At 55.3% G+C, this 23,407-nt stretch carries 24 protein-coding genes and 1 pseudogene; all 25 read left to right on the plus strand.

All coding sequences use genetic code 11. The features are described 5' to 3' along the window. Positions 1-101: 101 nt before the first annotated feature. Entirely contained in the window at positions 102-374 is a 273-nt protein-coding gene (locus tag H9X84_RS09085) for a hypothetical protein (protein WP_205133945.1), read from the plus strand. A 223-nt stretch (positions 375-597) separates the two neighbouring features. Then, a complete protein-coding gene (locus H9X84_RS09090; protein ID WP_205133944.1) occupies positions 598-1,683 on the plus strand; it encodes an ABC transporter ATP-binding protein in 1,086 nt (361 codons plus the stop codon). Further along, positions 1,680-2,552: an ABC transporter permease gene (locus H9X84_RS09095; RefSeq protein WP_205133943.1), complete on the plus strand. Its 873-nt coding sequence runs from the start codon at positions 1,680-1,682 to the stop codon at positions 2,550-2,552. The genes H9X84_RS09090 and H9X84_RS09095 overlap by 4 nt, the downstream gene beginning before the upstream one ends. After that, the gene (locus H9X84_RS09100) at positions 2,553-3,374 is read left to right on the plus strand and encodes an ABC transporter permease (protein ID WP_205133942.1); all 822 of its coding nucleotides are present in this window, start codon (positions 2,553-2,555) and stop codon (positions 3,372-3,374) included. Between the two features lie 16 nt (positions 3,375-3,390). Next, complete coding sequence (locus H9X84_RS09105; RefSeq protein WP_207750552.1) at positions 3,391-4,446, plus strand: polyamine ABC transporter substrate-binding protein; 1,056 nt, start codon at positions 3,391-3,393, stop codon at positions 4,444-4,446. Positions 4,447-4,448: 2 nt separating this feature from the next. Further along, positions 4,449-5,447 (plus strand): SIS domain-containing protein, encoded by a 999-nt coding sequence (locus H9X84_RS09110; RefSeq protein ID WP_330612318.1) that lies wholly within the window; start codon positions 4,449-4,451, stop codon positions 5,445-5,447. 84 nt (positions 5,448-5,531) lie between these two features. Further along, positions 5,532-6,356 carry a fructoselysine 3-epimerase gene (frlC, locus tag H9X84_RS09115; RefSeq protein ID WP_205133941.1) on the plus strand — a complete coding sequence of 275 codons (825 nt, stop codon included), beginning with the start codon at positions 5,532-5,534 and terminating at the stop codon, positions 6,354-6,356. Next, complete coding sequence (gene frlD, locus H9X84_RS09120; RefSeq protein WP_205133940.1) at positions 6,356-7,153, plus strand: fructoselysine 6-kinase; 798 nt, start codon at positions 6,356-6,358, stop codon at positions 7,151-7,153. Before frlC ends, frlD begins: the two co-directional genes overlap by 1 nt. 330 nt (positions 7,154-7,483) lie before the next feature. Further along, the gene (locus H9X84_RS09125; RefSeq protein WP_205133939.1) at positions 7,484-8,368 is read left to right on the plus strand and encodes a sirohydrochlorin cobaltochelatase; all 885 of its coding nucleotides are present in this window, start codon (positions 7,484-7,486) and stop codon (positions 8,366-8,368) included. Positions 8,369-8,458: 90 nt separating this feature from the next. Then, a complete protein-coding gene (locus tag H9X84_RS09130; RefSeq protein ID WP_243423685.1) occupies positions 8,459-9,232 on the plus strand; it encodes a hypothetical protein in 774 nt (257 codons plus the stop codon). 19 nt (positions 9,233-9,251) lie between these two features. Continuing rightward, positions 9,252-10,406, plus strand: coding sequence for an ABC transporter substrate-binding protein (locus H9X84_RS09135; RefSeq protein WP_205133937.1), 1,155 nt, complete (start codon positions 9,252-9,254; stop codon positions 10,404-10,406). Positions 10,407-10,421: 15 nt separating this feature from the next. After that, positions 10,422-11,438: an iron ABC transporter permease gene (locus H9X84_RS09140; protein ID WP_205133936.1), complete on the plus strand. Its 1,017-nt coding sequence runs from the start codon at positions 10,422-10,424 to the stop codon at positions 11,436-11,438. Position 11,439: 1 nt separating this feature from the next. After that, the gene (gene cbiD, locus H9X84_RS09145; protein WP_205133935.1) at positions 11,440-13,362 is read left to right on the plus strand and encodes a cobalt-precorrin-5B (C(1))-methyltransferase CbiD; all 1,923 of its coding nucleotides are present in this window, start codon (positions 11,440-11,442) and stop codon (positions 13,360-13,362) included. Next, entirely contained in the window at positions 13,359-14,117 is a 759-nt protein-coding gene (gene cobM / locus H9X84_RS09150; protein WP_205133934.1) for a precorrin-4 C(11)-methyltransferase, read from the plus strand. Before cbiD ends, cobM begins: the two co-directional genes overlap by 4 nt. Beyond that, the gene (locus tag H9X84_RS09155) at positions 14,114-15,106 is read left to right on the plus strand and encodes a cobalt-precorrin 5A hydrolase (protein ID WP_205133933.1); all 993 of its coding nucleotides are present in this window, start codon (positions 14,114-14,116) and stop codon (positions 15,104-15,106) included. Before cobM ends, H9X84_RS09155 begins: the two co-directional genes overlap by 4 nt. Further along, on the plus strand, positions 15,099-15,833 hold the full coding sequence (gene cobJ / locus H9X84_RS09160) for a precorrin-3B C(17)-methyltransferase (protein ID WP_205133932.1): 735 nt from the start codon (positions 15,099-15,101) through the stop codon (positions 15,831-15,833). Before H9X84_RS09155 ends, cobJ begins: the two co-directional genes overlap by 8 nt. Beyond that, positions 15,827-16,579, plus strand: coding sequence for a precorrin-6A reductase (gene cobK / locus H9X84_RS09165; RefSeq protein WP_330612317.1), 753 nt, complete (start codon positions 15,827-15,829; stop codon positions 16,577-16,579). Before cobJ ends, cobK begins: the two co-directional genes overlap by 7 nt. After that, entirely contained in the window at positions 16,564-17,763 is a 1,200-nt protein-coding gene (gene cbiE / locus H9X84_RS09170; RefSeq protein ID WP_205133931.1) for a precorrin-6y C5,15-methyltransferase (decarboxylating) subunit CbiE, read from the plus strand. Before cobK ends, cbiE begins: the two co-directional genes overlap by 16 nt. Beyond that, positions 17,756-19,069 (plus strand): annotated as a pseudogene (locus H9X84_RS09175) (cobyrinate a,c-diamide synthase); the annotation flags it as partial. The gene cbiE and the pseudogene H9X84_RS09175, both read left to right, overlap by 8 nt. 46 nt (positions 19,070-19,115) lie before the next feature. Then, positions 19,116-20,198, plus strand: a complete 1,083-nt coding sequence (gene cobT / locus H9X84_RS09180; protein ID WP_205133930.1) for a nicotinate-nucleotide--dimethylbenzimidazole phosphoribosyltransferase — start codon at positions 19,116-19,118, stop codon at positions 20,196-20,198. After that, positions 20,195-20,722, plus strand: coding sequence for a bifunctional adenosylcobinamide kinase/adenosylcobinamide-phosphate guanylyltransferase (locus H9X84_RS09185; RefSeq protein WP_205133929.1), 528 nt, complete (start codon positions 20,195-20,197; stop codon positions 20,720-20,722). Before cobT ends, H9X84_RS09185 begins: the two co-directional genes overlap by 4 nt. Continuing rightward, positions 20,719-21,498: an adenosylcobinamide-GDP ribazoletransferase gene (locus H9X84_RS09190; protein ID WP_205133928.1), complete on the plus strand. Its 780-nt coding sequence runs from the start codon at positions 20,719-20,721 to the stop codon at positions 21,496-21,498. The genes H9X84_RS09185 and H9X84_RS09190 overlap by 4 nt, the downstream gene beginning before the upstream one ends. After that, positions 21,495-21,839 carry a bifunctional adenosylcobinamide kinase/adenosylcobinamide-phosphate guanylyltransferase gene (locus H9X84_RS09195; protein ID WP_205133927.1) on the plus strand — a complete coding sequence of 115 codons (345 nt, stop codon included), beginning with the start codon at positions 21,495-21,497 and terminating at the stop codon, positions 21,837-21,839. Before H9X84_RS09190 ends, H9X84_RS09195 begins: the two co-directional genes overlap by 4 nt. Further along, on the plus strand, positions 21,836-22,444 hold the full coding sequence (locus H9X84_RS09200) for a histidine phosphatase family protein (protein WP_205133926.1): 609 nt from the start codon (positions 21,836-21,838) through the stop codon (positions 22,442-22,444). Before H9X84_RS09195 ends, H9X84_RS09200 begins: the two co-directional genes overlap by 4 nt. Beyond that, the gene (cbiB, locus tag H9X84_RS09205; RefSeq protein WP_205133925.1) at positions 22,441-23,406 is read left to right on the plus strand and encodes an adenosylcobinamide-phosphate synthase CbiB; all 966 of its coding nucleotides are present in this window, start codon (positions 22,441-22,443) and stop codon (positions 23,404-23,406) included. Before H9X84_RS09200 ends, cbiB begins: the two co-directional genes overlap by 4 nt. The last annotated feature ends 1 nt before the right edge of the window (position 23,407 follow it).

A 23,407-nucleotide genomic window follows, 5' to 3' on the forward strand; every position in this document is an offset into this window, starting at 1 on the left:
TGTTTCAAAAGGTGTACTTTTTGAGCAGAAAAAAGGGGCCAATCAGAATTGGTATCAGAAGAGATATATTTGGGAAAAATAAGCCATAAGGAGGGACATAGATGGAAGAACATAAAAATCAGAGCAGAGGACTGCTGGAATATCTGGCATCTCATACAGGCTGTATGTATATATCGGATCTGCGCTGCCCGGATCATACAGCGAAACTAAAGGAAATTCTTCCGGAGGTTCCGCTTATGGATTACAGTGCATGGGAATGGAACGATGCTGTTTTTTATATTACGGGCGAAAAGCGAAGCTTTCAGACCCAGAAGGAAGCGCAGGAGCATCTGTGTCAGTATCTGGAGCAAGGCGTGGCGGAGGAAGCGAAATAAGAGACGATCAGGGCAAAGGGAAACCTTTGCTCTTTTTTTTATAAATAATAAATAAATTTTACTGGCGGGAAAAATGAAAAGACAGAAAAACATTGATTTTTCGGGAAGAAAAAGGATTTTTTTAAAAACAGGACGATTCTTGTCTTTTCTTTGAAGAAATGGTATAGTAAAAAAAGGATTTTATGCGTATTTTGACAGAATAAAGAAAAAGGTGTGGAGCAGTATGAACAATCCGATCATTACCCTGGAAGGGGTAGAGAAAAAATATGGAAGCAACCATGTCGTAAAGAATATGAACCTGGAGATCGCCGAAGGGGAATTTCTGACACTGCTGGGGCCTTCCGGCTGCGGAAAGACGACCACCCTGCGTATGATCGCCGGTTTTGAGGAAGCCACCAGCGGCATCATCAAGGTGGAGGGAGAACGTATCGAAAATAAGGAGCCTTTCCAGAGAAACGTCAACACAGTATTCCAGAATTATGCTCTGTTTCCGCATATGACAGTATTCCAGAATGTGGCCTATGGCCTGACCATTAAAAAAGTGCCGAAAAAGGAAATTGAGGAGCGGGTCATGGAAATGCTGCAGATGGTGCAGCTAGAGGGCTATGAGAAAAGAAAGCCCGATGCCCTTTCCGGCGGCCAGAAGCAGAGGGTAGCCATTGCCAGAGCGTTGGTAAACAGGCCCAAGGTGCTGCTTTTGGACGAGCCTCTGGGGGCTTTGGACCTGAAACTGAGAAAGCAGATGCAGATCGAGCTGAAACGGCTTCAGAAAAAGCTGGGAATTACGTTTATCTATGTTACTCATGACCAGGAAGAGGCCTTGACCATGAGCGATCGTATCGCTATCATGCGGGATGGACGCATTGAGCAGATGGCTTCTCCTAAGGAAATTTATGAGCATCCCGCCACAAGATTCGTGGCAGGCTTTATTGGTGAGTCCAATATTTTTGACGGCAAGGTCATTGACGTGAAAGATGGACTGCTGTGCGTGGAAACAGAGGCGGGCAGACTTCTGGTTCGCGGCGAGTATTTCGAAGTGGGCGAACAAATGCATGTATCTATCCGCTCTGAGTATCTGGAGGTTTCCACATCCCATGTGGAAGGATTTACCATAGAGGGCAAAGTCAAAGACTTTATTTATCAGGGGTCTGTGGTAAAGACCGCTGTGGATCTGGCCAACGGCCAGGAAGTAAAGTATTCCCGGTTTGAACAGGACCAGACAGTTTCTCCCGGGGAAAAGGTTTATGTATACTGGCGGCCGGAAAAAGCGGTTGCCATTAAGAAATCAGAGCGGGAGGCGGTGGAATGAGTACATATACGGCACCGAAAAAGAAAAACCTGCTGCCGAAGCTGGCTATGGCCGGACCTGTATCTGTATGGATGATCCTTTTTGTGACCATTCCCATGCTGTATGTCATTTTCATCAGCTTTATGTCCCGTGGGGTCTTTGGGGATGTGGTCTATGAGTTTTCCATGGAAAGCTACCAGACCATTCTGGACCCGACCTATTTCCAGGTTATCCTGAAATCCTTGAAGGCGGCGGGGATGACGACAGTATTATGTCTTTTGATCGGCTATCCTTTTGCCTATATCATTGCCAGAAAGCCTAAGGATGTGGCAGCGAAGATGATTACGCTGCTGATGATCCCTTTCTGGACCAATTCCCTGATGCGTCTGAACAGCTGGCTGCTGCTGTTCCAGACCAGCGGCCCGGTCAATAATTTTCTGGTAAACACAGGGATTGTGGATAAGCCCATCTCCTTTATTTATACGGACGAGCTGGTACTGATCGGTTTGATTACCAATATGCTGCCTTTTGCGGTGCTGCCTATGTACAGCACCATTGAAAAGCTGGAAAAATCCATGCTGGAGGCGTCGGCGGACCTGGGGGCCAACCCCAGAACGACCTTCTGCCGGATTACCCTGCCCATTACCTTCCCGGGCATCTTTTCCGCCATTATCCTGACCTTTATCCCCAGTCTGGGGATCTATACCGTAACGGATATGCTGGGCGGCGGCAAGGTCCTGTTTATTGGTAATATTATCAAAAACCAGTTCGGCTCTATCCGAAACTGGCCTCTGGGGGCGGCGCTTTCCGTGCTTTTGATTGTGGTGACCATGCTGCTGATCTTTATTTACACCAGATTCGCCAAGATCGAAGATATGGAGGTGGTGTAAATGGAGGGCGTATCCAATCGAGCGAAAAAAGAAAGAAGAAACCGTATTCTGGGAGACATTTACGCCTTTTTGGTCTATGCTATCCTGTATATCCCTATTGCGGTAATGATGGCCTTTTCCTTTAACAACCAGAGATACAATTATTATTGGAATGGCTTTACGACCCAGTGGTATGGCAAGCTGCTGAACAACTCGGCGCTGCTTTCCAGTCTGTGGTACAGTTTGATTATCGCGGTACTGAGCACCATTATTTCCGTTGCCATTGGCACCATCGGCGCTCTGGGCCTGAAAAAGTATGAGTTCCGTGGGAAAAAGGCTGTCAACAATATGCTGTATATCCCCATTATCGTGCCGGAAATCGTTATGGCGGTGGCACTGCTGGTTATCTTCATGAAAATCGGCCTGTCTTTGGGGCTGGGCAGTATTTTGATCGGCCACTGCACCTTCTGTATCCCCTACGCGGTGGTAACCATCAAGGGGAGAATCAGCGGCGACAGCAATACGCTGGAAGAAGCGTCCATGGATCTGGGGGCCAACCGTGTCCAGACATTTTTCCGGGTGACACTGCCCAATATTTTCCCCGGTGTTATGAGCGCGGCGTTTTTGTCCTTTACCCTGTCCTTTGACGACGTCGTTATGAGCAATATGCTGGCAGGGGCCAGACAGTCCACGCTGCCGGTGCTGATCCTGTCCATGAACAAGAGCGGCATTACGCCGGATGTGAACGCGTTGGCGACTATCATGATTCTGGTCATCGTTGCGGCGATGATTTTGAATAACATTATCCAAAGCTCTTTGAAGAAAAGAAGAGCAAAGTATTAAAAGGGAGGTCTTTATTATGAAAAAGTTACTGGCAATGCTGCTGGCAGGCGTGATGACACTGTCTCTGGCAGCCTGCGGCGGTTCCACAGACGCGGACACTGCCACAGACGACACAAACGCGGAAGCAAGTACTGAGCTGAATATTTATATGTGGCAGCAGTACATTTCTGACGATCTGATTTCTGCGTTTGAAGAAGAAAACAACTGTACTGTAAACCTGTCCTACATGAGCGACAACGCGGATGCCATCAATAAGCTGACAGCAGGCGGCGGCGACGAATACGACCTGATTATGACCTGTGACGCTTACATGGAATCCCTGATTGCGGGCGGCTATGTAGAAGAAATCAATCTGGACAACGTACCCAATTCCGCCAACATCAACGACGCGTACTGGGTATCCAAAGGCTACTGCGTACCTTACCTGATGAACTACATCTATGTAGTTTATGATTCCGAGACATGTCCTATCGAGATCACAGGTTACAACGACCTGATCGATCCCGCCCTGAAGGGTCAGATCTCCACCATCGACGGCGCTAGAAACCTGTTCCCTATGGCTCTGGTAGCTCTGGGCTATGATCCTAACTCCACCAGCGAGGAAGAAATCGCCGAAGCTTATGAATGGCTGGTAAAATTCAACGACAACGTAGCCGCTTACGGCAACGCGGAACAGAACCTGACCAACGGCACAGTATCCGTTGCAGTTACTTATGACGGCAACGCATCCTGGGCAATGGCAGAAAAAGATACCATCAAGATCGCTGACTTCACAGACGACGCAATCCAGCTGGGTATGGACCTGTATGTAATCCCTACTGGCGCGAAACATGTAGATCTGGCAGAAAAATTCCTGAACTACATCTGCGATCCTGAGGTAATGGCAAAGAACCTGGACGAATTCCCTTACTCCTGCCCGAACGACGCGGCAGTAGCGGCAGCTTCTGAAACATACCAGAACGACCCCGCTAGACAGTTCGATTATAAAGAAAACGTATTCTTCCAGGAAGACGTTGGTGACGCTATCACCATCTACAATGACTACTATCAGAAACTGAAAGTTGGAGAATAAGAATGATGTTAAAGTTTGACGAACAGAAACAAATTGACAGCGTAAACGGCGCGCTGGCTCTGCGCCCGCAGATCGAGGAGATCGTGGGCAAAATCTGCGCCGAGGGATACCGCAATATCTGCTGGCTGGGGATCGGCGGCACATGGGCTTCCTGCCTTCAGGCGGAAGTACATATGAAGGAGATGTCCGCTCTGGATTTCTTTGTGGAAAACGCGGCGGAATACATCACCACCGGCAACAAACGGGTTGGCAAGGGCACCATTGTGATCCTTTCCTCTGTTACCGGCAGCACCATTGAAATGGTGGAGGCTGTAAAGAAGGCCCAGGCAGACGGCGCAAAGGTCTTTGGCTATATTGACAAGGAGACGGCGGCACTGGCGGAAATGGTGGATTACTGCATTTCCTATCCCGCCAATGAACAGCTGAAGTTCTTCATGACAGCGGACGCTTTTATGAAAAACGCGGGCGAGTTCCCGGAATATGACGCTTTTTACGCGGAAATGGACCAGTACCTGGCAAAAGGTCTGGTGGAAGTGGAAAAAGCGGCCGATGACTTTGCCCAGGCTTACGCCGAAAAGCACTGCGAGGATCAGATCCATTATTTCGTAGGGGCCGGCAATCAGTATGGCGCTACTTATTCCTATGCTATGTGCTATTGGGAGGAACAGCACTGGATCAGAACAAAATCTATCCACAGCGCGGAGTTCTTCCACGGCATGCTGGAAATCGTAGACAAAAATACGCCTGTGACCGTATTTATGAGCGAGGATTCCCAGAGAAAGCTGAGCGAGAGAGTAGCGGCTTTCCTGCCGAAGGTCTGCGCAAACTATACCATCATTGATACGAAGGATTACGCCATGGCTGGCATCAGCGAAAAATTCCGCGGCCATATCAGTCATCTGGTGATGCACGCTGTCACCAACCGCATTGATGTGCATATTGAGCGGATCAACTGCCATCCCATGCCCATCCGGAGATATTACAGACAGTTTGATTATTAAAATCTGATTGTCCCAAGGCTGCTGTGAAGAAATTTGCGGCAGCCTTTTTTCACAAAAAACCTCTTGGGAAAAAGGAGGAAGATCATGAGACTGGGATTGTTTACCTGCGGGTACCAGCGGTACTCTCTGGAGAAAGCCTTTGCGGACGCCCGGCGCTTTGGCTATGACTATATCGAGCTTTGGGGCGGTTTCCCCCACGCCTGTGTGGAGGATTTGAAAACGAATACAACGGCACAGATCCGTGCCTTGACAGATAAATACGAAATGCCGGTGGAATGTTTTACGCCGGAGCATAACGCCTATCCCTTCAACTATATGATGGGCAGTGAGGCCCAATGGGAGCGGAGCATGTCCTATCTGGAGGATGCCATCGACGTTACGGCGGAGCTGGGGGCGAAGAAGATGCTTTTTTCCGCCGGACATGCCGGCTACGAAGCAAGGGAGAAAGAAATTTTCGCCCGATTGGAAAAAAGCCTGCGCAGGTTGGCGGATTACGCACAAAAACGAGACGTGACACTGATATTGGAGCCATTGACGGTCTATGAAAGCAACGTCATCTGCGGCCTGCGGGATCTGGACCGGGCCCTGACGGCGGTGGAGCACCCCCATCTGGCGGGGATGTGCGATCTGGCGGTGCCCTTTACGACGGGGGAACCGGCGGCGGAATATGTAAAAAGACTGGGAAAACGGTTCCGGTACCTGCATATCATTGACAACGACGGCGTCAGCGACAGCCATCTACTGCCGGGAGAGGGAAGGATTCCCCTGCGGGAGGTATTGACGGAGATCCGACGGGCAGGATACGATGGGCAGGCTACCATTGAACTGGTGACGGGCTATCTGAAGGAGCCTTCTGTTTACGCGGGACTGGCCATGAAAAGAATACGGGAAGCATTGGAGGAAGACTAATGGAGAAAAAAATCAGAATCGCCGCGGCAGGCGACAACTGTATGGATGTTTATGATAAGGAAGGGACGGCCTATCCCGGCGGGAACCCCCTGAATGTGGCGGTCTATGTGGCAAGACTGGGAGGAGAATCCACCTATGTGGGTGCTGTGGGAACGGACCGCTACGGCGAAATGATGATAGAAGCCATCCGGAAGAAAGGTGTGGATGTGTCCCACTTAAAGGTACTGGAAGGTAATACCGCCGTGACCCATGTGGAGATCGTGGACGGTGACCGTATCCTGGGCGAGTATGAGGAAGGTGTGCTGGCGGATTTCCGGCTGGAAGAAGAGGATCTGGACTTTCTCAGCGGGTACGATATGGTGGTTTCCGGTCTGTGGGGCATGTGCGAGCGGCAGCTGCCGGCCCTGAAAGCGCGGGGAGCGGTCATTGCCTTTGATTTTGCTACCAAGCCGGAGGACCCGGTGGTGGATATCGCCATTGGTTCCGTGGACTACGCTTTTTTCGCCGATGACGAAAAGAATGAGGAAGAACTGAAGGAATTTATGAGAAAAATGTATGCCAGAGGCCCGAAGCTGGTGGTGGTGACCAGAGGCGAAAAGGGCAGTATGGCTTACGACGGGGAGCGGTTTTATACCCATGGCATCGTACCCTGTCAGGTGGTGGATACTATGGGCGCGGGAGACAGCTTTATCGCCGGGTTCCTCTATGCTGTCTGTCAGGGGAAATCTGTTCCCGAGGCCATGGCGGACGGCGCTGCCAACAGCAGTATTACCATTGGCTATGCTGGGGCGTGGTAATGGGGAAAATGCTCTGGACGGCAGAGTTTTCCAATGATATAATGAGATAAAATTTCATATCTACAATCCACAGATAGAGAGGAAGCCGGTGAAAGACCAGCACTGTACTCAGCAACCGTGAGCGCCTTCGGGCGTAAGTCGGGTCGTCTGTATCTGGGGAGTTTATGCGAACCTCTGTGTGGCGGAGCGAAAAGCTCGTGGCAGCATGAACTGCAAATATTGTACGTTTTTTTCCAGCAGTTTGTGTCGAGGTGCGCCTATATTTGGGCGGCCTCGTTTTTTTTCGTACGCCAAAAAAGAGACGGGGCAAATTATGGAAGGAGACGGTATATGAAGAGAAAAGCAGGAAAGACTTTGGCGGCGGCATTTGCTCTGGCGGCGGCTCTCAGCGGCTGCGGCGGCGCCCAGACAGAGCAGGAGACAAAGGACAAGGCAGTGCTGGCGGTCAGCTTTGGCACCAGCTATGAGGACAGCCGGGAAAAAACCATCGGCGCAGTGGAAACGGCCTTACAGACGGCGTTTCCCGATTATGAGGTGCGGCGGGCCTTTACCAGCCAGACCATCATCGACATTCTGGCGGAGCGGGATGACATTCAGATTGACAACGTGACGGAGGCTTTGGAGCAGGCCGTTGCGGACGGGATCGAAACACTGGTGGTACAGCCTACCCATTTGATGAGCGGCTATGAGTATATGGATTTGGCCAAGGAACTGACGGAGTATAAGGATTCCTTTATCCAGGTGGCGCTGGCAAAGCCGCTGCTGAGCGGTGAGGCGGACTTTGACGCAGTGGCGGAGGCCATTGTGGCGGATACGGCCGCTTACGCCCAAGAAGGCACTGCCATCTGCTTTATGGGCCACGGCACGGAGGCCGATGCCAACGGTGTTTATGAGAAATTGCAGGAAGTCCTCCGGGAAAAAGGTCATGAGAATTACTTCATCGGTACTGTGGAGGCGGAGCCTTCTTTCGAGGATGTGCTGGCGGGAATCAAGGCTGGCGGCTATACCCGCGTGGTGCTCCAGCCCTTGATGCTGGTGGCGGGAGACCACGCCAATCAGGATATGGCGGGGGATGGCGAGGATTCCTGGAAAACCTGGTTCACCAAAGAAGGCTATGAAGTGGAATGTGTGATCCGCGGTCTGGGAGAGATTCCGGCCATTCAGGAACTTTATATCACCCATACCCAGGCGGCTGTGGACAGCTTAGAAGAATAAGGACATAGGCGCATGGATACTCTCGTGGAACACCAACAGAAGAGGAGGTTCATGCGCTTTTTTTCAATAAGAAAGGGAGGAAGGACAAAAATGAAAAAATTATGGATGATGGTACTGCTGCTGGCACTGTGCGCCGGATGCGGCACGGGACAGACACAGGATGACGCGGAAAATGCGGCACCCGGAACAGAAGTCAGCCAGACAGACGGCTATACAGAGGGGAAATATTTTATTGATGTAGATTCCAGTTCTACCATGTTCAAAGTAGTCAGCGCCGTATTGAATGTGGAAAACGGCGAAATGACGGCGGATCTGACTTTAAGCGGACAGGGCTACGGCTATTTGTATATGGGCACCGGAGAAGAGGCCCAGCAGGCCCCTGCGGAGGAGTACATCGGCTATATAGAGGGCGCGGACGGGGCCTATACCTATACTGTCCCGGTTGCCGCTTTGGATCAGGAAATTGACTGTGCTGCATGGAGCATCAAAAAAGAAGCATGGTATGACCGTGTGCTGGTATTCCGTTCCGAAACCATCCGACCCTGGGTGGAGGACGGCACCTATACAGTTGAAGCCACATTGGAGGGCGGCGGCGGAAAAAGCACCATCACTTCTCCTCTGACACTGACCATTCAAAATGGGCAGATGACGGCAAGAATCGAATGGAGCAGCCCTTATTATGATTATATGGTAGTGGATTTTGTGGAATATCTGCCGGTGAACACGGAAGGGAATTCCGTTTTTGAAATCCCGGTGAAGCTGGATACGCCTATAGAGATTACGGCGGATACCATCGCTATGAGCGAGCCCCACGAAATCGACTATGTTCTGACACTTTCCGGGGACACCCTCCAGAAAGCCTGAGAAGAAAGGATGGTAGCGGATGAAAGGAAGGTTATTCCGGCTTTGGAAGGCAGCGGTGATATTCCTGCTGATGGCCTTTCTGGCCGCCTGTGGAAAGACAGCCGAGGAAACGGCAGAGGGAGCGGGCCATTCCTGGGAGGAACTGGCTTTTGAGGAAACGGTGCCGCTGGAGTATGCGGAGAATTTTTCCATTACAAAAACAGAAGAGGGCTATGCGCTCATTTCCATTGCGGAGGAAGGCGATTATCTGGTGGTGCCGGAAGGAATGGAGATTCCCGCGGCGGTGCCTGCGGAGGTGGCTGTGATCCAGCAGCCGGTAGAGAACGCCTATCTGGCGGCGACATCTACCATGGCCTATTTTTGCGCCATGGATGGGCTGGACGCTCTGGCCTTTTCCGGCGTGGAGGCGGACGGCTGGTATCTGGAGGAAGCCGGAGAAGCCATGGAAGAGGGCAGGCTGGTGTTTGGCGGAAAATATAATTCCCCAGACTATGAGCGGCTTGTGGCGGAGGGCTGTCCTCTTGCTATTATGTCTACCATGATCTATCATACACCGGAGGTCAAGGAAAATTTGGAGGATTTAGGTATCCCTGTTCTGGTGGATCGTTCCAGCTATGAATCCCACCCTCTGGGGCGGACAGAATGGGTCAAGGTTTACGGGACACTGCTGGGGAAAGAAGCACTGGCGGAAGAACTGTTTTCGGAACAGACAGCCCGGCTGTCGGAAATCCCGGAGGAAGCCGATACCGGCAAGAAAGTGGGATTTTTCTACATCAGCAGCAGAGGATACGCCAATGTGCGCAGGACGGGGGATTATGTATCCCGGATGATCGAGCTGGCGGGAGGAGAATACCTTTTCCCGGATCTGGGCGGCGGGGACAACGCTCTGTCTACCATCAATCTGCAAATGGAAGAATTTTACGCTGCCGCCAGAGAGGCGGATGTGCTGATCTATAACAGCGCCAGCGGCCAGCCCCTGACTTCCATAGAAGAACTGCTGACACTGTGCCCTCTGCTGGAGGACAGCAAAGCGGTGCAGAATGGGGATGTATGGTGTACCGCGGAAAATATGTTCCAGTCTACCATGAACCATGGGGATATGATCGGAGAATTCCGGACGGCCATTCTGGGAGAGGACGACACCGGACTGGAATACCTTTACAGACTGAATTAAGAAAGGAGGGGCAGGATGGAACAGCGGAAAAAACTGACATGGACCATTTGTTTTCTGGCCATGGCCGCGGCGGCGGCAGTGCTTTTTATCTGGAATCTGAACGCCGGCACCGTCCCCCTTTCCGTGGGATATGTGGCGGAGATTCTGCGGGGAGGTCATATGGGAGAGGCAGCCTACCGCATTGTCTGGGATATCCGCCTGCCCCGTATTCTGGCGGCGCTGCTTTTAGGCGGCGCTTTGTCTGTTTCCGGGTTTTTGCTCCAGACCTTTTTTCAGAACCCTATCGCGGGGCCGTTTGTACTGGGGATCTCCTCCGGCGCCAAGCTCATTGTGGCGCTGACTATGATTTTTCTGCTGGGACGGGGAATCATGGTTACTTCCGGCGCCTTGATTCTGGCGGCTTTTGCGGGGTCTATGGTCTGCATGGCCTTTCTTCTGGTGCTGAACCGAAAGGCCGGGAGTATGGCGGTATTGATTATCGGCGGCGTTATGATTGGATATATCTGCTCCGCCGTAACGGATATTGTGGTGACCTTTGCCAGTGACGCTGATATTGTGAATCTGCATAACTGGTCCATGGGCACTTTTTCCGGTACGAACTGGGACAACGTGCGGATCATGACACCGGTGGTGCTGGCCGGTGCGGCGGGGGCTTTCTTCCTTTCCAAGCCCATTTCTGCTTACCAGCAGGGCGAGGACTATGCCAGAAGCGTCGGCGTAAACGTCCGGCGGTTCCGGATCTGGCTGATTTTGCTCTCAGGGCTGCTGTCCGCTTGCGTGACGGCCTTCGCCGGGCCCATTTCCTTTGTGGGTATCGCGGTGCCTCATCTGGTGAAAAGCCTTTTGGGAACATCGAAGCCAATTCTGGTGATTCCCGGCTGTTTTTTAGGGGGCGCGGTGTGCTGTCTGCTCTGCGACCTGATTGCCCGGACCATATTTGCCCCTACGGAGGTCAGCATCAGTTCCGTGACGGCAGTATTCGGCGCGCCGGTGGTGATCTGGCTGCTTGTGACACGGCGGAAGGAGCGTTGAGATGGAAGAGAAAAGAGAAAGAATCCTGCGGGCGGAAGATCTGTCAGCGGGGTATCAGAAAAAGGCCGTGGTACAGGGAGTAACACTCTCTTTGGAAGCGGGAAAAATATTGACGCTGGCAGGCCCCAACGGCAGCGGGAAGTCCACACTGCTCAAAACGGTGGCGGCGCAGCTTTCGCCGGTAGGCGGCATGGTCTGGCTGACGGGAAAGCCTCTGGCGGAGTTTTCCGGCAGAGAATTGGCCCAAAAACTGGCTTTGGTACTGACCATGCAGCTGCGGACGGAGCGCATGACCTGCTGGGACGTGGTGACGGGAGGCAGGTACCCTTACACGGGGCGGCTGGGTCTTTTGTCGGAGCAGGACCGGCTCAAGGCGGAAAAAGCCATGGAAATGGTGGGGGCACTGGAACTGCGGGAGCGGGATTTCAACGCCATTAGCGACGGTCAGCGCCAGCGGGTGCTGTTGGCCAGAGCCATCTGTCAGGAGCCGGAAATCATTGTGCTGGACGAGCCCACCAGCTTTTTGGACATCAAATACAAAATAGAACTGCTGTCGGTGCTGCGGCGTCTGGCGAGAGAGGAGAAAACGGCCATTCTCCTGTCTCTTCATGAGGTGGAGCTGGCACGGAAAATTTCTGATGAGGTGCTTTGCGTCAAGGACGGCGGGATCTTGGAGGCCGGGCCGCCGGAGCTGGTGCTGTCGGAGGAGGGCATCTGCCGGCTCTATGACCTGAAAAGAGAGGAATACCGGGCCTATTATGGGCAGGAACGTCTGGAGCATTATATTGAGACCGGCGGAAAGCGTCTGCGCTGCGGCTATACCACAGGCACCTGCGCCGCTTTGGCGGCGGCCGCGGCGGCACAGATGCTTTTTTCCGGCAGTGCGCCGAAGAAGGTGGGGCTGATTACTCCGAAGGGTATTCCGGTGGAGGTAAGCCCCGTCCATTGTTCTCTGGAACGGGAGACAGCCCGCTGTGCCGTAATAAAGGACGGCGGAGATGACATTGACGCTACCACGGGGGCGGAGATTTTCGCGGAGATAAAGCGGCGGAAAGAACCGGGGATTTTGATACAGGGCGGCAAAGGCGTAGGCCGGGTCACAAAGCCGGGACTGGATCAGCCCGTGGGAGAGGCCGCTATCAACCGTGTGCCCCGGCAGATTATCCGGGCGGCAGTGGAACAGGTCATGGAAACCATGGAAGAGGAAGGCGGCCTGGAGATCACCATTTCTGTGCCGGAAGGCGAAATCATCGCCAAAAAAACTTTTAATCCACAGCTGGGGATTGAGGGCGGCATTTCCATCATTGGTACCTCCGGTATCGTGGAGCCTATGAGTTTACAGGCGCTGCTGGACACGAAAAAGATAGAACTGCGGCAGGTGGCGGTACAAGACCCGAAGCGTGTGGTCTTTACACCGGGAAATTACGGTATGGATTTTTTGCGGGAATATCTGGCAAGGGAAACGGAAGGCGTTCCTGTGGTGGTCTGCTCCAATTTTATCGGAGAACTGCTGGATGCCGCCGGCAGTGACGGAGTGGAACAGGTACTGCTGGTGGGACATATGGGCAAGCTGGTAAAACTGGCGGGGGGCGTTATGAATACCCACAGCCGCTATGCCGACTGCCGGACGGAGCTGTTCTGTGCCCATACCGCTGTCTGCGGCGGCACAAAAGAACTTTGTCAGGCACTGATGGCAGCGCCGACCTCGGACGCCTGTGTGGCGATCCTGCAAAAGGCGGGCCTTTGGGACGCGGTGAGAGACAGCCTTCTGGCAGCCATCCAGCGTCAGCTGGACCGGCGGACGGGCACGGGCTGTCAGGCGGGAGCGGTGCTGTTTTCCAATACCTACGGCCTTCTTGGCATAACGGAACAGGGGGCGGAAATCCTGAAGGATTGGAAGGAAAAGAAAGGAGATGCCTTATGATACATTTTGTGGGCGCAGGCTGCGGCGCGCCGGATCTGATTACCCTGCGGGGAGCGGAATTGCTCCGGCAGGCGGATGTGGTCATTTACGCGGGAAGTCTGGTCAATCCGGCACTGCTGGCGAATTGTAAGGATGGCTGTCAGATTTATAACAGCGCCGAAATGACACTGGAAGAAATCATAGAGGTCATGGCGGCGGCGGAACAGGCGGGAAAGGCTGCCCTGCGGCTTCATTCCGGGGACCCCTGCCTGTATGGGGCCATCCGGGAGCAAATGGAGAGACTGGAAAAATTTGGCATACCTTATGATGAAACGCCGGGGGTTTCCAGCTTCTGCGGCGCGGCGGCGGCTCTGGGCGCGGAGTATACTCTGCCCGGCGTCAGCCAAAGCGTGATTATCACCAGGCTGGCGGGGCGCACACCGGTGCCGGAAGGGGAGGAACTCTGGAGACTGGCGTCCCACGGCGCGTCTATGGTGATTTTTCTTTCCACAGGCATGCTGGAAGAGGTGGAGCGTCAGCTGATGATGGGGGCCTATGACGAGGATACCCCGGCGGCCATTGTCTATAAAGCCAGCTGGCCGGAGGAGCGTGTTCTGCACTGCCGGGTAGGAAATCTGGCCCGGACGGCGGCGGAGGCGGGCATCCGCAAAACGGCCCTTGTTCTGGTGGGAAAGTTTTTGGCAGGAACAAAGGAGCGCAGCAAACTCTATGACCCGGCCTTTACCACGGAATACCGGAAGGGGACGGAAAAATGAGACTGGAATATCTTTCTTTTACGGACCGGGGAGAGAAAATGGCCCGAAAGCTGGCGGCGGCTTTGGGTGGGTCTGTTTCCCGTTGCGGCGTGGAATATAGCCTTTCCGGATGGACGAAACAGCAGTTTCAGGAGGCGGAAGGTCTGATTTTTGTCGGTGCGGCGGGAATCGCCGTCCGGGCGGTAGCGCCGTATCTGCGGGGAAAGGACAAAGACCCGGCAGTGGTGGTTGTAGATGAGCGGGGGCAGTTTGTCATCCCGATTTTGTCCGGTCATCTGGGCGGCGCCAACGATCTGGCCCGTGAGATTGCCGAAGTCTGCGGCGCGGTGCCGGTCATTACCACAGCCACGGACTGCGGCGGCGTATTTGCCATCGACGCATGGGCCAGACACCAGAACTGTGCCGTGGAGGGCGTGAAGGAGATCAAAAGGATTTCCGGGAAACTCCTTTCCGGCGGAGAAACCCGGATCAAAAGTCGCTGGCCTGTTGCGGGGACGCCGCCTTTGGGCGTGACCCTGACAGAAGGAAGTGACTGGGACGCCCATGTGGATATTTGCCGGGGCGAGAAGGAAGGCCTTTGGCTCATTCCCCGGATTGCGGTGTTAGGCATAGGATGCCGGAGGCACACCCCGGCGCAAAAGCTGGAGTCGGTTCTGAAAGAATTGCTGGAAGAGACCGGCGTCAGCGAAAAAGCTCTCTGTCTTGCTGTCAGCATCGACTTGAAACGGGAAGAAGCGGGCATTTTGGAGTTTTGTAAAAATCACGGCCTGCCTTTTCGCTGTTTTTCGGCAGAGGAACTGGCGCAGGCGGCAGGAGAATTTACTCCTTCCGATTTTGTGGAACAGGTGACGGGTGTGGATAATGTTTGCGAGAGAAGCGTGGTACTGGGCGGCGGCAAACTGCTGCGGCGGAAGATGGCCCGGGACGGCGTGACTATGGCGCTGGGGCTACGGCCCTTCGCGCCGGACTGGAGGTGGAAGAATGGGTAAGGTTTTTGTGGTAGGCATCGGCCCCGGCAGCGCGGAGTATATGACGGCGCAGGCCCGGGCCGCGTTGGAAGGGGCGGATGTCCTTTGCGGGTATCATGTATATCTGGAGCTGGTAAAGCCTTTGTTCCCGGAAAAAGAAACTTATATTACCTCCATGCGGCAGGAGCGTCAGCGGTGCCTTTGGGCTCTGGAACGAGCCGCCGGAGGGGATACCGTTGCCATGGTATGCAGCGGTGACGCCGGAGTATACGGTATGGCGGGGCTTTTGATGGAGCTTGGCGATCTGTTTCCGCAGGTGGAGCTGGAAGTGGTGCCGGGGGTGACGGCGGCGCTCTCCGGGGCAGCTGTACTGGGAGCGCCCCTGGGTCATGATTTTTGTGTGATTTCTCTTTCGGATTTGCTGACCTCCTGGGAGGTCATTGAACAGCGTCTGCGTTGTGCCGCCTGGGGAGAATTTGCTCTTTGTATTTACAATCCCTCCTCCCAGAAGCGGGCCGGATATTTGAGGCGGGCCTGTGATATTTTGCTGGACGCGGGAAAGGACGGAAAGACCGTCTGCGGCTGGGTGCGCAATATCGGCAGACAGGGACAGGAAAGCCGTCTGCTGACACTGGAAGAACTGAGGGAGGAACAGCTGGATATGTTTACCACTGTCTTTATCGGGGCGGAAAGCACAAAATACTGTTCCGGCCGGATGGTAACGCCAAGGGGGTATCGTGGATGCTGAAGATTGCCATTTTTGGCGGCACCACGGAAGGTCGTCTCCTTTCCTATGAACTGGCAAAAGAAGGGGCGGCGGTAACGGTGCTGGTGGCTACGGAGTACGGCGCCGAGGAACAGGGAGAAATGGCTGGCATCCGTGTGCTGACTGGGAGGAAAAACACCGAAGAAATGGCGGCGATACTGGCGGGGCAGGCGCTTTGCGTGGACGCCACCCATCCCTACGCCCTGGAGGCCAGCGGGAATATCCGGGCCGCCTGTGAGCAGGCCGGGGTGCCCTATGAACGTCTGCTGCGGCAGGAAAGTCCCATGGCGGAGAGGGCTGTCTATGTGGCGGACGCCAAAGCGGCGGCGGACTATCTGTCCGGACGGGAAGGGAACATCCTCCTGACCACAGGAACAAAGGAACTGCCGGACTTCGGTAGCATAGAGCGGGAGCGGCTGTTTCCCAGAGTCTTGCCTATGGCGGAAAATCTAGCGGTCTGCGAAAGCGAAGGCATCCCCCGCCACAATATCATCGCCATGCAGGGGCCCTTCTGCCGGGAACTGAATGAGGCCATTATGCGGCAGTTTGACATCCGTTTTCTGGTGACAAAGGACGGCGGCAGAGCCGGGGGATTCCCGGAAAAGCTCCGGGCGGCGGAGCGTACCGGCGTTTTGCCGGTGATCCTGCGCAGAAAGGCAGAGCGGGGAAAGAGTTTTGAGGAAATTTTGGCGTTATGCAGGGAGGCGATCAGATGCGGGTCATTTTAACGGCCATGGGCGGCGGCTGGGAGGACAGCCTGACGATGGAATGTAGGAAGGCCTTGGCGCAGGCCGATCTTATCATTGGCGCGAAACGCCTGCTGGATGCACTGCCGGAGGAACTTTCGGCCAAAAAAAAGGCGGCGGTAAAAGCGGAAGAGATTCTGGCGGCGCTGGAGGAAGGCGAAGCGGTCTGCTGTATCCTGTTCAGCGGGGACACGGGATTTTATTCCGGCACAAGACTGCTGCTGCCCCAGTTGGCAGAACGGGGAATTCCGGCGGAGGTACTGCCCGGTGTTTCCAGCGTTCAGATTCTGGCGGCCCGCCTGGGACGGCCCTGGCAGGAGTGGAAACTGGTGTCAGCCCATGGCCTCTCCTGTGATCCGGTGACGGCGGTCATGGAAGGAAAGCCTGTTTTTTTTCTGACGGACGGGAAAAACAGCCCGGCGGATTTGTGCCGGAAACTGACGGAAGCAGGGCTGGGAGAACTGGAAGTTATGACAGGTGAAAATCTGGCAGGGCCGGAGGAGCGCATTGGGAAATGCAGCGCCGCCGAGGCGGCCGAAAAGGTGTTTTCTCCTCTTTCGGTGATGCTGGCGGAGGCGGCGCCCCAAGGGGAATATACCGGGCCGGGCATCCCTGATGACGTTTTCCTGCGGGGAAAGGTGCCCATGACAAAGAGGGAGGTTCGTGCCGCCATACTGGCAAAGCTGGCGGTTCGCCCGGAGGATGTGGTCTGGGATGTGGGCGCCGGTACCGGCAGTGTCAGCGTGGAACTGGCGCTGGCGGCGAAAAAAGGCCGGGTATATGCTGTGGAAATGGCGGAGGAGGCCTGTGAATTGGTTCGGGCCAACCGGGAGAAGTTTTGCGCATGGAATCTGGCTCTGTGCCGGGGCAAAGCGCCGGAGGCGCTGCGGGAGTTGCCGGTGCCCCAGGCCGTCTTTGTAGGCGGAACAAAGGGGGAGATGGGAGAGATCCTTTCTCTGGCGCTGGAAAAGAACCCGGATGTCCGTATCTGTGTTTCCGCCATTACGCTGGAAAATCTCTGGGCCGCCGTGGAGGGACTGCGAAAGCAGGGACTGGAGCCGGTGGTGACACAGATCAGCGTCAGCAAAACAAAGGCGATAGGAGAGCTCCATCTTTTGATGGCAAATAATCCCGTGTTTTTGATTACAGGAGGATGTCATGATTAAACTGCTTGTATCTGCGTTATCTTCCGGCAGCGGAAAAACGGCGGTAAGCTGTGCCCTGCTGGCGGCGCTGCAAAAAATAGGGTTGAATCCCTGCGCCTTCAAATGCGGCCCCGACTATATCGACCCTATGTTTCACCGGGCGGTGCTGGGGGTGGAAAGCCATAATCTGGATCTGTTTCTGGCGGGCGAAACCGGCGTTAGGAAACTGTTTTGCCGCCGGAGCCGGGGACATGGGGCGGCGGTCTGCGAGGGGGTCATGGGGTACTATGACGGACTGGGCGGTGTAACCAGTCAGTGCAGTTCTTATGATACGGCGCGGGCCCTGGGTCTGGGGACGCTGCTGGTGCTGCGGCCCGGCGGTTCCAGTCTGACGCTGGCGGCGCAGGTGAAAGGGCTTTGCGCTTTTCGGCGGGATCATCGGATTCGTGGGCTTTTCCTGAACCACTGCTCCCCCATGCTTTACGCTAGCCTGGGGCCAGTGCTGGAGCGGGAAACCGGCCTGCCGGTGCTGGGGTATCTGCCGCCTATGAAAGCGGCGGAAATGAAAAGCCGCCATCTGGGGCTGTATACGGCGGCGGAAATAGAGGATTTGTCGGCCAGAGTGGAAGCACTGGCGGCACAGCTGGAACGGACGGCGGATCTGGATCGGCTTATGGCGGTGTTTTCTTGTCCGGCGGAAGAGATGTCTGCTTTTCCGCGGGAAAAGAAAAGGGATCGTACCCTCCGGCTGGCGGTGGCCAAAGACAGGGCGTTCTGCTTCTGCTATGAGGAAAGTCTGGATGCCTTCCGGCGGGAAGGCATAGAGCCGGTGTTTTTCTCCCCTTTGGAGGAGAAGGCACTGCCAGAGGGCACGACAGGGCTGTATCTTCCCGGCGGATACCCGGAATTGTACGCCAAAGAACTGGCGGCAAATGGGCAGATGCGCCATGCTGTGCGGAAAGCGGCGGCAGAGGGAATGCCCATTGTGGCCGAGTGCGGCGGTTATCTTTATTTGTGTGAGAAGCTGGAGGATGTTCACGGGAACTGCTTCCCCATGGCAGGGGTGCTGTCGGGGACGGGAAGGAATCAGAATCATCTGGTGCGCTTTGGCTACGCCTATTTGACGGCGGCAGAGGACAGCCTTCTGTTCCGGCAGGGAGAGAGGGTCCCTGTCCACGAATTCCATTATTGGGATACGGAAGAGATGGGAACGGCGTTTTCCATGGAAAAGCCCGTCAGTGGGCGGAACTGGCGGTGCGGCTACGGCACAAAAAGTCTGTATGCCGCTTTCCCCCATTTATATTTCGGCGGGGAAAACAAAATGGCGGAACGTCTGGCGGAGGCTATGGCACAATGGAAGGAGGAACAGCGTTATGGGAATACAGGAAGCATGGGTGACGGAGCGGATCAGGAAGATCACGCCGCCCTCGGAAGAGGCCAGAGCGGAGGCAAAAGCCAGATGGATGGCCTGCGCCCATCCGCTGGGCAGTCTGGGACTGCTGGAAACCATCATGGAGGATGCGGCGGCACTGACCGGTTCGGCAAAGCTGGACATTGAGAAAAAGGCAGTGTTGGTATTCTGCGCTGACCATGGCGTTGTGGCCCAGGGGGTCTCTCAGTGCGACAGCAGTGTAACCACAGCCATTGTGCGCGGTCTGGCGGCGGGGCGGACCGCTGTCTGTAACATGGCGGAACGGGCCGGCTGTCAGGTGATTCCCGTAGATTTGGGCGTGCGGGATCTGCCGCCTGCGGAAGGCGTCCTGTCCCGGCGTGTGGGCAACGGCACGGGAGATTTTACCCTTGGGCCTGCCATGACAAGAGAGCAGGCGGCGCTGGCGATCCGTTATGGCATGGAATTGGTGGAAGAATTGAAAAATCAAGGCGTGGGCCTTCTGGCTACGGGAGAGGCGGGCATTGGCAATACCACAGCCAGCACCGCCATGGCCTGTGTCTGGACGGGACTGCCGCCGGAAAAACTGACCGGCCGGGGGGCGGGCCTTTCCGATGAGGGCCTGCGAAGAAAAATCAGTGCCGTTCAAAAGGCTTTGGAAGTGAACGGGCCGGACGCCAACGACCCGCTGGATGTGCTGGCTAAGGTAGGCGGCTTTGATATTGCCGCCATGTGCGGTGCTTTTTTAGGCGGGGCATTGTATAAGGTGCCGGTGCTGGCAGACGGGTTCATCAGCTCTGTGGCGGCGCTCTGCGCCCTGCGTCTTTGTCCGGCGGCGGAAAAAGCCGTCTTTGCCAGCCATGTTTCGGCGGAACCGGCAGGGCGGCTGTTGTTGGAGCTGTTGGAAAAAAAACCTCTGCTTTCTGCCGGGATGCGGCTGGGAGAGGGCACCGGGGCCGTGGCGGTGATGCCCCTTTGGGATATGGCGGCGGCGGTCTATGAGGACAGCTATACGTTTTCGGAATGTGGCATAGAGGCCTATGTGCCTTTGGGGGAAGAAACATGATGATACTGGTATCGGGCAGGGCGGCCTCCGGAAAGAGCGCCTACGCCGAAGAACTGATTTTGAAATACGGAAAGGGCCGGCGAATTTATATCGCCACCATGGAGCCTTTGGATCAGGAAAGCGAAAAAAGGATCGAACGCCATCGGGCCATGCGTCGGGGAAAAGGCTTTCAGACCATAGAACGGTATTATGATCTGGCGGGGCTGACGGTGCCGGAGGACAGTGCGGTACTGCTGGAATGTCTGGGAAATCTGGCGGCCAATGAACGGTACGGCCCTCAGGGCGCGGGAGAGGACGCCTTTGCCGCTTTGCTGGATGGGGTGGAACATCTGCGCCGTCAATGCGGTCTGCTGGTGGTGGTTGCCAATGATATTTTTTCCGGCGGCAGACAGTACGAAGGGGATACTTTGGGCTATCTGCGGATGCTGGCACTGCTCCACCGGCGGCTGGCGGAGCGGGCGGATGCCGTCTGTGAGGTTGTCTGCGGCATTCCCTGCTATTACAAGGGAGGAGAGCGGTTATGAAAAATTTTTGTGAGACCATCGCGGTGGCTTTTGGAATGTTTTCCGTCGTTCCTGTGCCTCAGCCCATATGGAAAGAAGAAAATATGCGCTATGCCCTCTGTGCCTTTCCGCTGGTGGGACTGGTCTGCGCTTTTCTTTGGTGGGGCTGGGCGGCATTATCAGCGGCCTTTGCGGTGCCGGCGCTGTTAAGGGGGGCGGTGTTCTGTCTTTTGCCGGTGTGGGTTACCGGCGGTATCCATCTGGACGGCTATGCCGATACCTGCGACGCGCTGGCTAGCTATGGCGACGTCCAAAAGCGGCAGGAGATTCTGCGGGACCCCCACTGCGGCGCCTTTGCCCTGATCCGGCTGTGTGCTTATTTTGTGCTGTTCTTTGCTCTTTGTACTTCTTTTTTGCCAGAGAAGCAGGGCCTTTGGGCCATGGGCGGCGCTTTTGTTCTTTCCAGAAGCCTTTCGGCCCTGGCGGTGACACGATTTTCCATGGCGAAGGATACGGGGCTGGCCCATACCTTTGCCCAGACAGCCCGGAAAGAACGGGCAGGCAAGGTATTGATATGCTATCTTCTGCTGATAACGGCGGGGATGATCTATAAAGGCGGACCGGCGGGCGCTTTGGCGGCGGCGGCCGGCTTCTGTGTATTTGGGTATTACAGATGGATGGCGGAAAAACACTTCGGCGGCATCTCCGGCGATCTGGCGGGATGGTTTTTGCAGAAAGCGGAGCTTTGGATGCTGGCGGTAGTGGTGCTTTATCAGATCGGGGAGGCGGCAGTATGATTTTGATTACAGGAGGTCTGTTCAGCGGCAAAAAAACATTCGCCAGAGAACTGCTTCGGGAAGGACAGACGCTGGAGGAGGCGGCTGTCTGGGAGGTACAGGAACTGGTGCGGCAGGAAATGGCGGAGGAAGATGTGGTTTTTCTGGCGGAAGAACTGGCCAAAAAACAGATGGTGCTTTTTACGGAAACCGGCGGCGGAGTGGTGCCCATGGACCCGAAAGAGCGGCAGTGCCGGGAACTGGCGGGACGGCTGGGGTGTCTCCTGGCACAGCGGGCGGAAACGGTGGTGCGTCTGTACTGCGGCATCCCTTTGGTACTGAAAGGAAGGCTGGAAGAATGAAAATATACCTTTTGCGTCATGGAGAGACGGCATACAATGTGGACAAACGCTATCAGGGTACCCGGGACATCCCTTTGTCTCCTAAAGGGCGGGATGCCCTTATTCCCGCAGATATTTCCCCCAAAAAGGTCTATGTTTCCACCCTCTGCCGGGCGGTGGAAACGGCAAAGATCCTTTTCCCGGCAAGTCAGCTGATTTTGGAGGCGGATCTGCGGGAAATGTGCTTCGGCATTTTTGAGGGGAGAAATTATATCGAAATGGAAAAAGACCCGGAATATCTGGCCTGGGTCGGAAACGACTGCAAGGGACGCTGTCCCGGCGGCGAGACCAGAGAGGAATTTACGGCGCGTACCTGTGCCGTGTTCTGCCGGCTGATGGAAGAAGCCTTTCGGGAAGCGGCGGCGGAACTGGTGATTATGGCCCATGGAGGCACGCAGATGGCGTTAATGGAGCAGTATGCCCTGCCGCAGATGGATTATTACCACTGGTGCGGGCCCAATGGCGGCGGCTATGTGCTGACGGCGGAAAAAGCGGAATGGGAGAACTCCCGGAAGATGCGTCTGCTGGGAGAAGTGCGGTATGAGAAAACAGAGGTGAAGACATGATACTTTTGGCGGCAGCAACAGGATTTCTGCTGGATCTTCTGCTGGGGGACCCGAATTGGATGCCCCATCCTGTGGTCTGGATGGGAAAGGCCATTGGAAGGCTGGAGGGATTTCTGAGAAAAATACTGCCGGAAACAGAAAAAGGACAGTTTTGGGGCGGCGTCATTCTGGCGGAGGTCCTGCCCCTGGGAACGGCAGTCTTTTTCGGCGGACTGTGTCTGCTGGGAGCATGGCTCCATCCGGCGGCGGGATTTTTCCTTCAGACGCTGTGGTGCTGGCAGGCGCTGGCCTTGAAAGGGCTGGCGGCGGAAAGCGAAAACGTGCGGCGGGAGCTGGAAAAGAAGGATCTTCCGGCGGCCAGAAAGGCGGTTTCCCGGATCGTCGGCAGAGATACCCAGTCCCTGACGGAAGAAGGTGTCACCAAAGCGGCGGTAGAGACGGTGGCGGAGAATTTTTCCGATGGTGTGGCGGCGCCGCTGTGTTATATGCTGGTGGGGGGCGCGCCGCTGGCTATGGTCTATAAATCCATCAATACCATGGACAGTATGGTGGGCTATCGGAATGAGCGGTATCTTTATTTCGGCAGAGCCGCCGCCAGACTGGATGACGCCGCCAATTTCCTGCCCTCCCGGCTGGCGGCTCTTTTGTGGATCGCCGGGGCGGCTTTGGCGGGCTTTGACGGGAAAAACGCCTGGCGGATCTGGCGGCGGGACCGGAGAAATCATGCCAGTCCCAATTCCGCCCAGACAGAGGCGGCCTGCGCTGGGGCTTTAGGCACCCGTCTGGCGGGGCCGGCCAGCTATTTTGGAAAACGGTATGACAAGCCATATATCGGCGATGCTTTCCGGCAGTCGGAGCCGGAGGATATCCGGCGGGCCAACAGGATGCTGTATATATCCGGCTGGCTGGCGCTGGGGCTGGGGCTTTTGGCAAGAGGGTGCGTAATATGGCTGTGGAGGTGAG

This window comes from Anaerotignum lactatifermentans (assembly GCF_016902535.1).
Lineage (GTDB): Bacteria > Bacillota > Clostridia > Lachnospirales > Anaerotignaceae > Anaerotignum > Anaerotignum lactatifermentans_A.

Coding starts and splice junctions, on each gene's coding strand:
- H9X84_RS09085 (WP_205133945.1), top strand. CDS start 102: ATGGAAGAACATAAAAATCAGAGCAGAGGACTGCTGGAATATCTGGCA.
- H9X84_RS09090 (WP_205133944.1), top strand. CDS start 598: ATGAACAATCCGATCATTACCCTGGAAGGGGTAGAGAAAAAATATGGA.
- H9X84_RS09095 (WP_205133943.1), top strand. CDS start 1,680: ATGAGTACATATACGGCACCGAAAAAGAAAAACCTGCTGCCGAAGCTG.
- H9X84_RS09100 (WP_205133942.1), top strand. CDS start 2,553: ATGGAGGGCGTATCCAATCGAGCGAAAAAAGAAAGAAGAAACCGTATT.
- H9X84_RS09105 (WP_207750552.1), top strand. CDS start 3,391: ATGAAAAAGTTACTGGCAATGCTGCTGGCAGGCGTGATGACACTGTCT.
- H9X84_RS09110 (WP_330612318.1), top strand. CDS start 4,449: ATGATGTTAAAGTTTGACGAACAGAAACAAATTGACAGCGTAAACGGC.
- frlC (WP_205133941.1), top strand. CDS start 5,532: ATGAGACTGGGATTGTTTACCTGCGGGTACCAGCGGTACTCTCTGGAG.
- frlD (WP_205133940.1), top strand. CDS start 6,356: ATGGAGAAAAAAATCAGAATCGCCGCGGCAGGCGACAACTGTATGGAT.
- H9X84_RS09125 (WP_205133939.1), top strand. CDS start 7,484: ATGAAGAGAAAAGCAGGAAAGACTTTGGCGGCGGCATTTGCTCTGGCG.
- H9X84_RS09130 (WP_243423685.1), top strand. CDS start 8,459: ATGAAAAAATTATGGATGATGGTACTGCTGCTGGCACTGTGCGCCGGA.
- H9X84_RS09135 (WP_205133937.1), top strand. CDS start 9,252: ATGAAAGGAAGGTTATTCCGGCTTTGGAAGGCAGCGGTGATATTCCTG.
- H9X84_RS09140 (WP_205133936.1), top strand. CDS start 10,422: ATGGAACAGCGGAAAAAACTGACATGGACCATTTGTTTTCTGGCCATG.
- cbiD (WP_205133935.1), top strand. CDS start 11,440: ATGGAAGAGAAAAGAGAAAGAATCCTGCGGGCGGAAGATCTGTCAGCG.
- cobM (WP_205133934.1), top strand. CDS start 13,359: ATGATACATTTTGTGGGCGCAGGCTGCGGCGCGCCGGATCTGATTACC.
- H9X84_RS09155 (WP_205133933.1), top strand. CDS start 14,114: ATGAGACTGGAATATCTTTCTTTTACGGACCGGGGAGAGAAAATGGCC.
- cobJ (WP_205133932.1), top strand. CDS start 15,099: ATGGGTAAGGTTTTTGTGGTAGGCATCGGCCCCGGCAGCGCGGAGTAT.
- cobK (WP_330612317.1), top strand. CDS start 15,827: ATGCTGAAGATTGCCATTTTTGGCGGCACCACGGAAGGTCGTCTCCTT.
- cbiE (WP_205133931.1), top strand. CDS start 16,564: ATGCGGGTCATTTTAACGGCCATGGGCGGCGGCTGGGAGGACAGCCTG.
- cobT (WP_205133930.1), top strand. CDS start 19,116: ATGGGAATACAGGAAGCATGGGTGACGGAGCGGATCAGGAAGATCACG.
- H9X84_RS09185 (WP_205133929.1), top strand. CDS start 20,195: ATGATGATACTGGTATCGGGCAGGGCGGCCTCCGGAAAGAGCGCCTAC.
- H9X84_RS09190 (WP_205133928.1), top strand. CDS start 20,719: ATGAAAAATTTTTGTGAGACCATCGCGGTGGCTTTTGGAATGTTTTCC.
- H9X84_RS09195 (WP_205133927.1), top strand. CDS start 21,495: ATGATTTTGATTACAGGAGGTCTGTTCAGCGGCAAAAAAACATTCGCC.
- H9X84_RS09200 (WP_205133926.1), top strand. CDS start 21,836: ATGAAAATATACCTTTTGCGTCATGGAGAGACGGCATACAATGTGGAC.
- cbiB (WP_205133925.1), top strand. CDS start 22,441: ATGATACTTTTGGCGGCAGCAACAGGATTTCTGCTGGATCTTCTGCTG.